Source organism: Streptomyces sp. NPDC057617 (assembly GCF_042800555.1).
Taxonomy (GTDB): domain Bacteria; phylum Actinomycetota; class Actinomycetes; order Streptomycetales; family Streptomycetaceae; genus Streptomyces.
Genome location: NZ_JBHVGV010000006.1, coordinates 316,762 through 329,678 on the forward strand (window position 1 = coordinate 316,762; position 12,917 = coordinate 329,678).

At 72.4% G+C, this 12,917-nt stretch carries 11 protein-coding genes and 1 tRNA gene; 7 read left to right on the forward strand and 5 right to left on the reverse strand.

Going from position 1 to position 12,917, the window contains the following annotated elements; genetic code table 11:
* Positions 1 to 27: 27 nt before the first annotated feature.
* The 4 genes from ACFU9P_RS17695 (at position 28) to ACFU9P_RS17710 (ending at position 2,985) form a co-directional block, all read left to right on the forward strand.
* Complete coding sequence (locus ACFU9P_RS17695; RefSeq protein WP_384081528.1) at positions 28 to 1,407, forward strand: AAA domain-containing protein; 1,380 nt, start codon at positions 28 to 30, stop codon at positions 1,405 to 1,407.
* A gap of 145 nt (positions 1,408 to 1,552) precedes the next feature.
* Positions 1,553 to 1,900 carry a hypothetical protein gene (locus ACFU9P_RS17700; RefSeq protein ID WP_384081531.1) on the forward strand — a complete coding sequence of 116 codons (348 nt, stop codon included), beginning with the start codon at positions 1,553 to 1,555 and terminating at the stop codon, positions 1,898 to 1,900.
* Between the two features lie 356 nt (positions 1,901 to 2,256).
* Positions 2,257 to 2,826, forward strand: coding sequence for a bifunctional DNA primase/polymerase (locus ACFU9P_RS17705; protein ID WP_384081865.1), 570 nt, complete (start codon positions 2,257 to 2,259; stop codon positions 2,824 to 2,826).
* A gap of 85 nt (positions 2,827 to 2,911) precedes the next feature.
* Positions 2,912 to 2,985, forward strand: a tRNA-Lys gene (locus tag ACFU9P_RS17710).
* Positions 2,986 to 3,069: 84 nt separating this feature from the next.
* Here ACFU9P_RS17710 and ACFU9P_RS17715 read toward each other — a convergent pair.
* Entirely contained in the window at positions 3,070 to 4,314 is a 1,245-nt protein-coding gene (locus tag ACFU9P_RS17715; protein ID WP_384081868.1) for a M6 family metalloprotease domain-containing protein, read from the reverse strand.
* 346 nt (positions 4,315 to 4,660) lie between these two features.
* On the opposite strand from ACFU9P_RS17715, the gene ACFU9P_RS17720 reads away from it, so the two are divergent.
* Complete coding sequence (locus ACFU9P_RS17720) at positions 4,661 to 6,712, forward strand: putative bifunctional diguanylate cyclase/phosphodiesterase (protein ID WP_384081534.1); 2,052 nt, start codon at positions 4,661 to 4,663, stop codon at positions 6,710 to 6,712.
* Between the two features lie 94 nt (positions 6,713 to 6,806).
* Here ACFU9P_RS17720 and ACFU9P_RS17725 read toward each other — a convergent pair whose 3' ends face one another.
* The 3 genes from ACFU9P_RS17725 to ACFU9P_RS17735 form a co-directional block, all read right to left on the reverse strand.
* On the reverse strand, positions 6,807 to 7,916 hold the full coding sequence (locus ACFU9P_RS17725; protein ID WP_384081537.1) for an LLM class flavin-dependent oxidoreductase: 1,110 nt from the start codon (positions 7,914 to 7,916) through the stop codon (positions 6,807 to 6,809).
* 134 nt (positions 7,917 to 8,050) lie between these two features.
* On the reverse strand, positions 8,051 to 8,770 hold the full coding sequence (locus ACFU9P_RS17730) for a decarboxylase (protein WP_384081539.1): 720 nt from the start codon (positions 8,768 to 8,770) through the stop codon (positions 8,051 to 8,053).
* A gap of 19 nt (positions 8,771 to 8,789) precedes the next feature.
* Positions 8,790 to 9,788, reverse strand: coding sequence for a decarboxylase (locus ACFU9P_RS17735; protein ID WP_384081542.1), 999 nt, complete (start codon positions 9,786 to 9,788; stop codon positions 8,790 to 8,792).
* Between the two features lie 163 nt (positions 9,789 to 9,951).
* On the opposite strand from ACFU9P_RS17735, the gene ACFU9P_RS17740 reads away from it, so the two are divergent.
* Positions 9,952 to 10,902, forward strand: a complete 951-nt coding sequence (locus ACFU9P_RS17740; protein ID WP_384081871.1) for a D-2-hydroxyacid dehydrogenase — start codon at positions 9,952 to 9,954, stop codon at positions 10,900 to 10,902.
* A complete protein-coding gene (locus tag ACFU9P_RS17745) occupies positions 10,895 to 12,343 on the forward strand; it encodes an amidase (RefSeq protein WP_384081545.1) in 1,449 nt (482 codons plus the stop codon). The genes ACFU9P_RS17740 and ACFU9P_RS17745 overlap by 8 nt, the downstream gene beginning before the upstream one ends.
* 19 nt (positions 12,344 to 12,362) lie before the next feature.
* Here the strand turns inward: ACFU9P_RS17745 and ACFU9P_RS17750 are convergent, their stop codons facing one another.
* Positions 12,363 to 12,860, reverse strand: coding sequence for a DUF3830 family protein (locus ACFU9P_RS17750; protein ID WP_046504012.1), 498 nt, complete (start codon positions 12,858 to 12,860; stop codon positions 12,363 to 12,365).
* Positions 12,861 to 12,917 lie beyond the last annotated feature (57 nt).

The following is a 12,917-nucleotide window of genomic DNA, read 5'->3' on the forward strand; positions in this document are numbered from 1 at the left end:
CGCGCCCCGCTCACCAGGAGCCGCCCGATGACCGCACCGGCCACACCCCACTCCGCTCCCCGGCCCGTACCGGCCGGTTCGTCCTTCGATCCCGGCGCCGCCGCGACCCGGGCCACCGACGCGATTCTGCGGGACACCCTGCACGGTTCCCACCGGGGTGTTGTCGTCGACTCACCGCCCGGCGCGGGCAAGTCGACCCTCGTTGTGCGGGCCGCGCGTGAACTGGCCGCGGCGGGGCGGCCGTTGATGGTGGTCGCGCAGACCAACGCGCAGGTGGACGATCTCGTCGCCCGGCTCGCCGAGAAGGAGCCGGAGCTGCCGGTCGGCCGGCTGCACAGCAATGACCCCGACCCGTACGACCGGGCGCTGGACGAGCTGCCGAATGTCCGCAAGTCCGCGAAGGCGGCGGATCTCGCGGGTCTCGACGTCGTGATCTCCACGGCCGCGAAGTGGGCCCATGTGCAGGGCGTGGAGCCCTGGCGGCACGCCATCGTCGACGAGGCCTACCAGATGCGCTCGGACGCGCTGCTGGCCGTCGCCGGGCTCTTCGAGCGCGCGCTGTTCGTCGGCGATCCCGGCCAGCTCGACCCGTTCAGCGTGGTGGGCGCGGACCAGTGGGCGGGCCTGTCGTACGACCCGTCGGCGAGCGCGGTCTCCACGCTCCTGGCGCACAACCCCGGACTGCCCCAGCACCGGCTGCCCGTCTCGTGGCGGCTGCCCGCGTCGGCGGCGCCGCTGGTGTCGGCCGCGTTCTATCCGTACACCCCCTTCCGCAGCGGTACGGGCCATGGCGACCGGCGGCTCACCTTCGGGGTGGCGTCGGACGGCTCGGGGCCCGACCGGGTGCTGGACGAGGCGGCCGAGTCCGGCTGGGGGCTGCTGGAGCTGCCCGCGCGGCGCACGCCCCGTACGGACCCCGAGGCGGTGCAGGCCGTGGCCCTGGTGGTGCGCAGGCTGCTGGACCGCGGGGGCGCGGCCGTCAGCGAGCGCACCCCGGGACCGGTGCCGGTGACGGCCGACCGGATCGCGGTCGGTACGGCCCACCGCGACCAGGCCGCCGCGGTACGGGCCGCCCTCGCGGAGCTGGGCGTGGCCGGGGTGGCGGTGGACACTGCGAACCGGCTCCAGGGCCGCGAGTTCGATGTGACGGTCATGCTCCACCCGCTCTCCGGCCGCCCGGACGCCACGGCCTTCCATCTGGAGACGGGCCGGCTCTGCGTGCTCGCCTCCCGGCACCGGCACGCCTGCATCGTGGTCTGCCGGGCGGGCGTCGCGGAGCTGCTGGACGAGCATCCGTCGACCGAGCCGGTCCAGCTCGGGGTGACGGTGAAGTTCCCGGACGGCTGGGAGGCGATGCAGTCCACCTGGGAGCGCTGGTCGAACCACCGGGTGGCCTGGCGCCCCTGAACGGCGCCCGGGAAGCCGCGGCCCCGGACCGCCGCCACGAGCCGCTCGTACGCCGGGTGGCGCACGTCATCAAGGCCCCCTTGCGCGGAGCGGGACAATGGACGGTGGCCAGGGGCCTGTACACGCACGAGCAGCAGGAGGAACGATGCCGGATCCCGAGCGGAGCGAGCGGCGGCTGCGGCCCGCACCGCTGCTCTTCGACCCCTCGGAGGCGGTCGCCGACCCCGAGCACTTCTTCGATCTGGAGTCGCTCGACGACCCCGCGGAGCTGCTGGCCAGGGCCACCGAGCTGACGCTCGCGTTCCGTGCGGCGACCGACCGGGCGGTCGAGTTCCAGGCGCTGGCCGCCGCCCAGCTCGCCGATCCGCGCCGCTTCGACCGGCTCACGACGGAGGACATCGCGCGCCGCGCGGAGTGGACCGAGGACTACGCGAAGAAGATGGTCGAGTTCGGCCGCGACCTGCTCCGCGGCGAGGGGATGGCGGACAGATAGCCAGGAGCCTGCGGAAGCGGCGGGCCCCAGGAGCGGGACCCTGGCATATGCCGCGGGGCAGGTTACCCCTCCACGGACTTCGCCGTCGGTATTTCGGCGAACTCTCTGGAATACGGGGGTTACTGGCGGTAGACCTGGATGTCATGAGCGCATGGCCACGAGACGCAGCCCCCCTGAGCCCCGGCACCCCTCCCCGTACGAGCCCCCGTACGAGCGACGGCCGACGCCGCGCCGACCTTGCCGCCCTTCTCCATGAGGACAGCAAGGACGGCAACAGCGGCAGCAACGCCGGCAACGGCAAGGAGAGCGGCGCGAGCGACCAGGGCACCGAGGACCGCCCCCGTACCGCCGCCCGTATCACCCCCGCCGGCGCCGACTGGCTCGCCTCCTCCGCGCCGTCCCCCCGCTCCACGCTCTCCCGCTGGGCCGCCCGGCCGACCGCCCCCACCGTGCTCACCTGCGGCTCCGCCTTCGATGTGGTGAGCGTCCCCGGCGTCTTCGGCCGACGCATGCTGGACCGGCTCTGGGCCGAGGGCCCCGGCTCGGGCCCGGTCGCCGCGCACCGCGGCCGTACGCTCCTCTTCGCCGTGCCCGGCACCGCCCAGCGGCTGCCGTCCCTGCTCTCCTGGCAGCAGTGGGACGGTACGGGAGCCGTCGGCCGGGACGAGCCGGCGCCGCCGCTGCTCTGCCATGGCGTGGGCGACGCCGTGACCGTACCGCCGCTGGTGCCCGGCGCCCCCTCCGGGCCGCACTGGGTGGTCGCTCCCGAGACCCGCCACCCCTGGCTCCCGGGCCCCGAGGTCCTGCTCTGGGCCTGTGTACGGGCGGCGCGCGCGACGCTGCGGGCGGCCCGCGCCGCGACCGGACCCATACCCCGGCCCCGGACGGGCGCCGCACCGGACAGACTGCCCCAGTCGCGCTCCTGACCACCGGAAACGGCCCCCGGGGCGGTGCCGGTATATCGATTTTTCCTCCCGCCGATCCGGGTGCTAAGGTCTACGACGTCAGCAGGCGCCGCTAGCTCAGTTGGTTAGAGCAGCTGACTCTTAATCAGCGGGTCCGGGGTTCGAGTCCCTGGCGGCGCACAGACGGAAAGAGGCCCTTCGCCACCGGCGAGGGGCCTCTTTCGTGCCGCTGAGACCAGGAGCCGAGCCGAGACCAGGAGCCGATCAGGGCGCCGGGGTGATCTTGACCGTCCAGGCGCCCCCGCGGGTACGGTCCGCCACCTCCACCTTCGTACGCTCCCCCGGCACCGTGAACGTCTCGCCGACCCCCAGCGGCGCGTCCGCGAGCGGCGGGTACACCGACTGGTCCCAGCAGGCCCGGCTCCCCGGATGCGCGTCCACCACCTCGACCGGGCCGCCGCCCGAGGACGCGCCGCTGCGCACCCGGTAGATCAGCACGCCCTCGGTGCAGGTGTCGAGATCGTTGCCGGTCGCCGAGCGCGCCTCGATCACCAGGGCGGAGCGGTCGCCGGTCCTGACGACCGCCAGCCTCGTCCCCGTGCTCCCGGCGACGGACGGCGCGGCGGAGACCGGTTCCAGGCTGAGCAGAGTCGTACCGGACGCCGCCACGCACCGCACCTGGCTCCGGTCGAGCCAGCCCAGCTTCCACTTGTGCCAGCCGAAGAGATCCGGGGACATCCCGAACTGGCTGCCCATCACGTCCCAGTCCCCGACATAGGTGTCCCAGTCGCCCTTGCCGTCCACCGGCCGGTGGTAGAGGTCCGGCAGATCGAAGACATGCCCGGTCTCGTGGGCCAGCACATTGCGGTCCGGCGGATGGCGCTCGAAGACGGTGACGATGCGCTTGATCTCCGTACCGTCCGCCCGCATCGGCTGCTCGAAGTTGACGACCTTCGTGGCGTCGGAGTCGACGCCGGGCGCCTCGGGGTCGGCGACCAGATAGACGACGTCGTAGCGGGAGAAGTCGACCAGCGGATCGGCGGCGGCCACCGCGTCCCGCAGATAGGCCGTGCGCCGCGCGGGCTCCCAGTCGCGCCGCATCCCGTACGCGGTCGACGAGTGCGGCATCCGGGCCCAGCGCAGCTTGGGGTGGGGGCGCAGGGTGAACTTGCCGTACGAGGCCTGCTCGTAGAAGCGGCTGGTGGCCGGGAAGTGATCGGCCACCAGCTCCGCGGGATCGGGCAGCTTCTTGGAGTCGGGGAAGGAGAGGAAGACCATCACCGCGTCGAGCGGGCGGTCCGGGCGCGGATAGGCGGCGTTCCAGGTGTCCAGGCCGACGGAGTGGTGGGCGGAGCTGCGGGGCAGTGCGCAGGGTCCCTCGGAGACGGCGTCGGCGGCGGGGCCCGTGACGAGGGAGGTGGCGGCGAGCGCCGTGAGGGAGGTGAAGGCGGCCGCGGTCCTGCGCAGGCGGGGCCGGTCCACTCCCCCCGGTGGCTGTGGACACTCCACGTCGACCTCCGGCTCCGGATTGGTGGATCCCTCACCCACCCTGTGCCGTTTTGGGACGATACGCCCTGTTCCGCTGCCCCACACGGGTGAGGAGGGTCACGCCTTCCGTACGACACCCCGACGGGTCACGGAACGTCACGGGATATGAACGCCCGGGCGGACCGGGCCACAGGCAGGCAGAAACGATCGCCCGGCGGCGGGGCCACGGCCCGCGACGCTCCCTCGCGGGCACCGGAGCTGGAATGGCCGCCCGGGCTCCCTCTATGATCGGCACACTTTCCCTGGCCGGCCGTCCCGATCACTCGGTACGACTCTGTACGACACGACTGCACCGCGGGAGCGAGCCGTGAGCGGAACCTCCGAAGGGCCGCACGGTCCGCGCCGAACGGCGGTCGTGCCGCAGGACGGCGACGGGCCTCCGAGCACCCAGTCGGTGACGGAACGTCATCCTCTCGGCAGAGCCGATACGGACCGGGCGAACGCCCGGAGAGCCGACGCCCACGGAGCCGACACCGGCAGAGCCGGCACCGGCGGCGCGAGCCACGGACCCGCAGGCGCGGACGCCGGCGCCGACGAGCGCGACTACCGCGGTGCCTTCCACGCCGCCCAGCTCGCCATGGCCGTCCTCGACGACAACGGCACCGTCATCAGCGCCAACGACGCGCTCGCCGCCCTCCTCGGCACGCAGTCCGCCACGCTGGTCGACCAGTCCGCCGCCGATCTCGTCGATCTCGCCTCGGACAGCCGCACCTGGCACGCCTACCGCGCGGTGCTGGACAGCCACCGCTCCCGTTTCCGCTGCACGCGCCGCCTCAAGCACCCCGACGGGCGGACTCTGTGGGCCGAGGTCACGGTCTCGCCCGTACCGGAGAGCGGCACCGCGCTGCTGTCGATCACGGACATCAGCGACCGGCGCGAGCTGCAGGCGCGGCTGCGCCATCTCCAGATGCACGACCCGGTGACGCGGCTCCCCAACCGGACCCTGTTCTTCGAACGCCTCGCCTCCGCGCTGGAGACCTCGGCGCTGGACGCGTCCTCGTACGGCACGGGACCGTACGGCGGCGGCATGTACGGCACAGGCACGTACAGCACCGGAGCGTATGCCCGGAGCGGTGCGTACGGCGATGCCAGGGGCGATGGCAGAACAGGGCGGATCGGTCTCTGCTATCTCGATCTCGACGGCTTCAAGGCCGTCAACGACACCCTCGGCCACCGCACCGGCGACCGGCTGCTCGCCGCCGTCGCCACCCGGCTCACCGAATGCGCCGACCAGGACGGATACACACGCAGCGGCGGCCACTTGGTGGCCCGGCTCGGCGGCGACGAGTTCGCGATCCTGGTCGAGGACTCCACCGGTACGGAACAGCTCGCCGATCTCGCGCGCTCCGTGCTCACCGCCCTCCAGCGCCCCTTCGACCTGGCCGGGCAGCGGCTCTCGGTCTCGGCCTCGATCGGGGTCGTGGAGCGCGCCGCGCAGGGCACCACCCCGACCGGTCTGATGCAGGCCGCGGACACCACGCTGTACTGGGCGAAGGCCGACGGCAAGGCCCGCTGGACCCTCTTCGACCCGGAGCGCAACGCCCACCGGATGACACGGCAGGCACTGACCTCGCGGCTGCGCCCGGCCGTCGAGCGCGAGGAGTTCGTCCTCCAGTACCAGCCACTGGTGGGCATGGCCGACGGGACCGTACGAGGGGTGGAGGCGCTGGTGCGCTGGAACCACCCGCAATTCGGGACACTCTCGCCGAATCGGTTCATCGGTATCGCCGAGGAGGACGGCTCGATCGTCCAGCTCGGGCGTTGGGTGCTCCGTACGGCCTGCCGCCAGGCCCGCCGGTGGCAGCTCGACCATCCCGGCGCCCGGCCGCTGTTCGTGAGCGTCAATGTCGCCGTGCGCCAGGTCTGGGACTCCGATCTGGTCGCGGATGTGGCGGAGATCCTCGCGGAGACCGGTCTCGTACCGCATCTGCTGCAACTGGAGCTGACGGAGTCCGCGGTGATGGGCTCGGCGGGCCGGCCCCTCCAGGCGCTCCAGGCGCTGAGCGACATGGGCGTACGGATCGCCATCGACGACTTCGGCACCGGCTATTCGAACTTGGCCTATCTGAGCAGGCTGCCGGTCTCGGTGCTCAAGCTGGACGGTTCGTTCGTACGCGGGTTCCGGTACGACGACGGGGTCCATCCGAATCCCGCGGACGAGACGATCGTCGAGGCGCTGGTGCAGCTCGCGCACCAGCTGGGGCTGACGGTGACCGCGGAGTGCGTGGAGACCTCGGGGCAGGCGGCGCGGCTCCAGCGGATCGGCTGCGACACCGGGCAGGGCTGGCTCTTCTCCCGCCCGGTGGCGCCGGAGCGGATCGCGGAGATGATCGCCGCGAGCCCGCGGCCGGCCAGCTGAGCCGCACGGCGGCCGAGCCGCCCGCCGGGGCCGCCTGCCGCGGCCGCCCGCTCAGCCGCCCGCCGCTTCGGACCGCTCGCGACGGTCCGGCCCGTCAGCCGGTCAGGCCGTACGCGTCCGCGATCAGTTCGTAGCTCCGCAGCCGTGCCTCGCCGCCATGGGCGTTGGCCGTGATCATCAGCTCGTCGGCGCCCGTGCGCTTCTGGAGGTCGTTGAGGCCGTCGCGTACCGCGTCCGGGGTGCCGTGCACGATATTGGTGAGCCAGGTGTTCACGAACTCCTGCTCCAGCGAGCTGAATTGGTACGCCTCGGCCTCCTCCGGCGTCGGTACGAGCCCCGGCCGGCCGGTGCGCAGCCGGACCATGGAGAGGGCACCGGTGAGGACCTGGCGGCGGGCCTCGCCTTCGTCTTCACTGGCCAGCGCAGCGACCCCGATCAGGGCGTACGGCTCGTCGAGCACCTCGGAAGGGCGGAAGTTCTCGCGGTAGATGTCGAGCGCGGGGATGGTGTTCTGCGCCGAGAAGTGATGGGCGAAGGCGAAGGGCAGCCCCAGCATCGCGGCCAGCCGGGCGCTGAAGCCGGACGAGCCGAGCAGCCAGACGGGGGGCCGGGCCGCGGGGCCCTGGACCGGGCCGGGGACCGCGTGGATCCGGGAGTACGGATGGGCGTCGGGGAAGTCGTCGTCCAGGAACCGGGTCAGCTCGGAGAGCTGCTGCGGAAAGTCGTCGGCGCCCTCGTTGAGCCGGTCGGAACGGCGCAGCGCCGCCGCCGTCGCCCCGTCGGTGCCCGGCGCGCGCCCGAGGCCCAGATCGATCCGGCCCGGCGCGAGCGCCTCCAGCGTGCCGAACTGCTCGGCGATCACCAGCGGCGCGTGGTTGGGCAGCATGACGCCGCCGGAGCCGAGACGGATGCGCTCGGTGTGGGCGGCGAGATGGGCGAGGATCACGGCCGGGGAGGACGAGGCGACGCCCGGCATGGAGTGGTGCTCGGCGACCCAGTGTCGGTGGTAGCCCCTGCGCTCGGCGAGCCGCGCCAGCGCGACGCTCGTACGGAGCGACCGGGCGGCGGTGGATCCCGTGCCCACCGTGACCAGGTCCAGTACGGAGAGGGGTACGGGGGCGTTGCCCTGCGCGGTGCCCCGGATCCCGTCCGTCGTGCCCTCGGCCCCGTCCGTCGTGCCTCGGCTCGTGTCGTGGTCGTCCACCGGTCAAGACCCTCCTGCGCTGAAGTGCGTACGGAAGGATGCTAACGGGAGGGGCTCTCCGTTTATTCCCGTCCCGGCCCGCCCGGCCCGCGTTGTGTCCTCAAACGCCGGACGGGCTGGCTGCCGCGCACGCTTCAGTCCCGGCTTCCGAACAGTGTGCCCAGTCTCGGCAGCCACACCTTGCGCTGCGCCAGCCGCAGCCCCTCCCAGACCGACACCTGGTTCGCGGTCAGCACCGGCTTGCCGAGTGCCTCCTCCAGTTCCGGCACAAAGGCCGCCGTGTGCAGCGCCGTGTCCGGGATCAGTACGACCTGCGCGTCCGGGTGGTCGCCCGCGTGGGCCAGTTCCAGTACCTGGTCCCGGCCCCAGGTGCCGACCTCGGCGGCGGTGATGATCCCGCTGGCGCGGTCCGCGACGACTTCGATCCCGGCCGACTTCAGGAAAGCGGTGAAGCAGGCGGTGACATCCTCCGGGTAGGTGGCCGCGATGGCGACCCGCTCGGCGCCCAGCGTCCGTACGGCGTGGGCGAAGGCGAACGACGTGCTCGACGCGGGCAGACCGGCGGCTCTGGCCAGGGCGCGCGTCTGTTCATGGGCGCCCTCCCACCCGTACACGAAGCTGCCGCTCGTACAGGCCCAGACGACGGACTGCGCGCCCGCCAGCCGCAGCTCCTCCACCCCCTGCGCCAGCCGGTCCGCGGAGCCCATCTCGATCAGGGCGTCGACGCGGTGGGCGTCCTCACCGATGTCCGTATGGACGACCGCCAGCCGGATGTCGATGCCGAACAGCGCCTCCATGCGCGGATAGTCGTCCTCGGCGGAGTGTCCGGGGTAAAGGAATCCGACGGTGGTCATCTCCAGCCTTCCTCACTGGTCACTCGTCCGGCAGCGGCTCCGGGGGCCCATCGGACACCGTCGACGGCGGCTCCGGTGCTGTCGACGCTATCGGGGGAACCTCCGGCAGGGGCACCGCCGGCCCGGCAGGCACCGTCGGCGCCGCGGGCGGGACGACGGGCACGACCGGCCCGACCGCTGCCACCTCGCGTGCTCCCTGCGTCTCCGCCACCTCCTGCCGTATCTCCCGCATCTCGTCCCGCACCGCACGCGCCTCGTCCGCGTGGAGCACCTCGCCCGCCGGGCTCCGGTCGAGCAGCAGCCCTTGGTACGGACCGACCGCCCGCGCCCCGAGCCTGCGCAGCGCCGCCCACATCGTCACCTGGTTCGCGGACAGCACCGGCATCCGCAGCTCCGCCTCCAACTGGGGAATCGCGTCGTACGTAGGCAGATTCGTACAACTGATGAAGAGCGCGTCCGCCGATCCGACGACCGCCTCTCGCGCCATGTCCACGACCGCGCGGTAGGGCACCTTCCAAATGTGCCGCGTCAGCCCCAGAAAGGCGCGTCCGGTCACGGTTACCCCGACCTCCGCCAGATAGTCCTCCAGCGCCCGGGTGACCGACTCCGTATAGGGCGTGACCAGCGCGATCCTGTTCACACCCAGTTCCTCGATGGCCTCGATGAGGGCCCCGGTGGTGGTGAGCGAGGGGACCTCGCCGGCGCGGGTCATCGCCTCGCACATGGCGCGCTCGCCGGCCGGGCCGCCGACAAAACTGCCCGAGGTGCAGGCGTACGCGATGACCTCGGGCTCGGACGCGCCGAGCGCCCGTACCGCCTCACCGAGCGTCTCGTGCTCGCTGACCAGCCTGGCCAGGTCCAGGGAGACCTCGACGGGTACGTACGGCGTCCTCGTGACCCGCAGCGAGATGTCGTCCGGGACCCAGCGCCACAGCTCGCGGTCCAGGGCGAAATCGAAAGGAGCGACCACGCCGACCCCACGCTGTGGCTGTGGTCCACCGAGAAAAGAGACGTGCAAGACGGGGCCCCCTTAGCCTGTTATTGACGACGGTAAGAGCCAGGTGCAAGCGTGGTCAATCCGCACATCTCAGACGTTGCACGGAATTTCCAGGGCTGAAATCCACCCGCGGCACCCGACCGTCCGACCGGCTCCGGCAGAAGGGCTCCTCCCCATGCCAGCAATGCCAGCCCCCGCCCTCCTCGTCCTGGACGCGGACCCTCCGCCGCGCCTGGGCAGGCTCACCGGGAAGGCCCGGATCCAGCACACCGACGAAGCCGGTCTCGCGGACCGGCTGCCGGCCGCCGATGTCCTGCTGGTCTGGGACTTCACGTCCGACGCGGTACGGAACGCCTGGCCAGGAGAGGGCCCGCGGCCCCGCTGGGTGCACACCGCGAGCGCCGGGGTGGACCGGCTGCTCTGCCCGGAGCTGATCGCCGCCGACACCGTCGTGACCAATGCCCGGGGGATCTTCGAGGAGCCGATCGCCGAATATGTGGCCGGGCTGGTGCTCGCCATGGCGAAGGATCTGCCGGGGACCCTGGAGCTCCAGCGCCAGCGCCGCTGGCGCCACCGCGAGGGGCTGCGGGTCGCGGAGAGCAGGGCCGTGGTGATCGGCGCGGGCCCGATCGGCCGGGCCGTCGCCGGGACGCTGCGGGCGCTGGGGGTGACGGTGGCCGTCACGGGCCGTACGGCACGGCCCGGGGTGTACGGGCCCGACCAGCTCGACCGGCTGGTGTCCAGGGCCGACTGGGTGATCGGCGCGGCGCCGCTGACGGACACGACCCGCGGCATGTTCGACGCGCGGCTCTTCGGTCTGATGCAGCCCTCCGCCCGCTTCATCAATGTGGGGCGGGGCCAGCTCGTGGTGGAGAGCGATCTGATCGCCGCGGTGTCGAAACGCTGGATCGCGGGCGCTGCGCTCGATGTCTTCGAGCGTGAGCCGCTGGACCCGGAGAGCCCGCTGTGGGACGTCCCGGGCCTGATCGTCTCTCCGCATATGAGCGGTGACACGGTCGGCTGGCGGGACCGGCTGGGCGCACAGTTCGTGGAATTGTATGAACTTTGGGCGGCCGGAAAGACCCTCCCGAACGTGGTCGACAAGAAACGTGGGTACGTCCCCATGCATGACTGATCACACGCACCGGACCGACCTGCCGGACCCGCCCGCGACGTCAGGGCTCACCGGCCTGACCGCGCGGCAGCTCCTGGCCGGCTACGAGCAGGGCGACTTCTCGCCCGTCGACGCGACCCGTGCGGTGCTGGAGCGGATCGAGGAGGTCCAGCCGCTGGTCAACGCCTTCGTACGGGTGGACGCGGAGGCGGCGCTCGGCCAGGCGGAGGAGTCGGCGGCGCGCTGGCGCAAGAAGGAGCCGCAGGGGCTGCTCGACGGGGTGCCGGTCTCGGTGAAGGACGTCTTCCTCCAGCGCGGCGGCCCGACCCTGCGCGGTTCGCGGACCGTACGGGCCGAGGGGGCGTGGGAGGAGGACGCCCCGGCGGTGGCGCGGCTGCGGGAGCACGGCGCCGTACTCGTCGGCAAGACGACCACGCCGGAGTTCGGCTGGAAGGGCGTCACGGACTCGCCGCTGTCCGGGGTGACCCGTAATCCATACGACCACACGCGCACGGCGGGCGGGTCCAGCGGCGGCAGCGCGGCGGCGGTGGCGCTGGGCGCGGCGCCGCTGTCGATCGGTACGGACGGCGGCGGCTCGGTCCGTATCCCGGCCTCCTTCTGCGGGATCTTCGGCCTCAAGCCGACCTATGGCCGGGTGCCGGTCTATCCGTCCAGCCCGTTCGGCACGCTCGCGCACGCCGGGCCGATGACCCGGGACGCGGCGGACGCGGCCCTGCTGCTGGATGTGATCAGCGGCCCGGACTGGCGGGACTGGTCGCAGCTCTCCCCCGCGCCGGCGGTGAGCGGTTCGCTGGGCGAGGGGGTGCGCGGGCTGCGGATCGCGTACTCCCCGTCCTTCGGCGGGCAGGTGGCCGTGCGTCCGGCGGTGGCCTCGGCCGTACGGGGCGCGGTGGGCCGGCTCGCCGGGCTGGGCGCGTACATCGAGGAGGCCGACCCGGACATCACTGATCCGGTGGAGGCCTTCCACACGCTGTGGTTCAGCGGCGCGGCCCGGCTGACGCAGCCGCTCAACGAGCACCAGCGGCAGCTTCTCGACCCCGGGCTGCGGGAGATCCGGGCGATCGGCGAGCGGTACAGCGCGGTGGACTATCTGGCCGCGGTGGACGTACGGATGGAGCTGGGGCGGCGGCTCGGCCGGTTCCACGAGTCGTACGACCTGCTGGTCACGCCCACGCTGCCGATCACCGCGTTCGAGGCGGGGGCCGAGACCCCGGCGCGCTCGGGGCTGCGCCGCTGGACGGGGTGGACGCCGTTCACGTACCCGTTCAATCTGACGCAGCAGCCCGCCGCGACCGTGCCGTGCGGGGTGGACGAGGACGGGCTGCCGATCGGGATCCAGCTTGTCGCCGCGCGGCACGCCGACGCGCTGGTGATGCGCGCGGCGCACGCGCTGTACGAATCGGGAGCGGCACGGATCCCGGCGCCGGGCGCGGGGCTCTGAGGGGCCCGTTTACAGGCAGCTACGCCCGGCGGAAGCTGAGCGTCTCGCCGATGGCGCCTGCTCGCCACAGGTCCTGGCAGGCCTCGGCCATCCGGTCGAGGCCGTCGACCACCGAGCCCCAGACGATGCCGGGGATCCAGCCCATGTCCCCGTTAATCAGCAGATTGTTGCGCTCGTAGAAGAGGGCGAGATCCACGACGGTACGGCGTCCCCGTACGGCCTGCTCGTCATAGCCGTACGACGCCGTGCCCAGCTCCGTCTCGGAGAAGGTGAAATAGCACAGGTCGCCCGGGATAGGGGTGACGGTCGGATTCTCCAGCGGCGGTTCCTCGGCGGCGAAGGCCGGGAACAGCGCGTAGATCTCATTGCGGGCGTATTTCGCGTGATAGACGTCCGAACCCAGCGGCAGGGCCTCCCACACCGCCGCGCAGGTGACCGGGGCCCGGTCGTCCAGGAGTTTCGCGGTGCACTCCACTCCGCGCTTGTCCAGTGACACAGTCACAAATCGGTCGGTCATGTCCTCATCGTCCTCGCCCGGCCGACCGAGTCAAGACCGCCGCAAGACCACTGGAAG

Excerpts from the sequence above, each read along its gene's own strand:
- ACFU9P_RS17750 (WP_046504012.1), bottom strand. The coding sequence starts at position 12,860 with ATGACCGACCGATTTGTGACTGTGTCACTGGACAAGCGCGGAGTGGAG.
- ACFU9P_RS17745 (WP_384081545.1), top strand. The coding sequence starts at position 10,895 with ATGACTGATCACACGCACCGGACCGACCTGCCGGACCCGCCCGCGACG.
- ACFU9P_RS17740 (WP_384081871.1), top strand. The coding sequence starts at position 9,952 with ATGCCAGCCCCCGCCCTCCTCGTCCTGGACGCGGACCCTCCGCCGCGC.
- ACFU9P_RS17695 (WP_384081528.1), top strand. The coding sequence starts at position 28 with ATGACCGCACCGGCCACACCCCACTCCGCTCCCCGGCCCGTACCGGCC.
- ACFU9P_RS17730 (WP_384081539.1), bottom strand. The coding sequence starts at position 8,770 with ATGACCACCGTCGGATTCCTTTACCCCGGACACTCCGCCGAGGACGAC.
- ACFU9P_RS17700 (WP_384081531.1), top strand. The coding sequence starts at position 1,553 with ATGCCGGATCCCGAGCGGAGCGAGCGGCGGCTGCGGCCCGCACCGCTG.